Consider the following 853-nt stretch of genomic DNA (forward strand, 5'->3'; position numbering starts at 1 on the left):
CTAGGCCTCGTGGACAAAGCTTGACCTGAGACACGCGGATTGATTCAAGGCTTCTTTTTGGAGGAAGCCTTGGGCGAGCGGATCGGTCTGACGGACGAGGAATGGGCGTTGATTGGGCCTTTGCTGCCGGCCGAGCACGGGCGCGGTTGCCGACCGGCGCAGGACAACCGCCGCTACTTTGAGGGCATGATGTGGTTGGCGCGGACGGGCGCGCAGTGGCGGCATCTCCCCGACGATTACGGCAAATGGAACAGCGTCTTCCGCCGCTACCGGCGCTGGCTGGAGGTCGGCGTTTTCGACGCCATGCTGGAAAGCCTGGCGGAGATGGTCGAGCGAGACCCCTCCGCCGACATGATCGACTCAACCATCGTCCGGGCGCATCACTGCGCAGTCGGCATAAAAAGGGGACTCAGCAAACAGAGGCGCTTGGTCGATCGCGTGGCGGCTTTACCACCAAACTCCATGCCCGCTGCGATGCCAAAGGCCGCCCGCTCGGCTTCGTCCTGACGGGCGGAGAGGCACACGACGTCAAGGGCTTCGCGCCGCTGCTGCGGATGGTCGCCGACAAGATCGAAGCGCTGCTGGCGGACAAGGGCTATGATGCCGACGCCATTCGCGAGGAGTTGGCGAAAGCCGAGATCGAGGCCGTCATACCGGCCAAGCGCAACCGCAAGAACCCTGCGCCGCACGATGCCGAGAAATACAAGTGGCGCAATCTGATCGAGCGTCTGTTCAGCAAGCTCAAGAACTGGCGGCGCGTCGCCACACGCTACGACAAGAGCAAGGAATCTTACCTCGGATTCGTCGCCATTGCCGCAGTCAAACTCTGGCTACCCTTTGTCCACGAAGCCTA

1 pseudogene is annotated in these 853 nt (G+C 62.4%); it reads left to right on the top strand.

Features of this window, described 5'->3' with window-relative positions:
* Window positions 1-120: 120 nt before the first annotated feature.
* Window positions 121-853, top strand: a pseudogene (locus tag AX750_RS25905) (IS5 family transposase); the annotation flags it as partial.

The sequence above is a fragment of the Methylobacterium sp. CCH7-A2 genome, from assembly GCF_001557075.1.
In the GTDB taxonomy this organism is placed as follows: Bacteria; Pseudomonadota; Alphaproteobacteria; order Rhizobiales; family Beijerinckiaceae; genus Allobosea; species Allobosea massiliensis.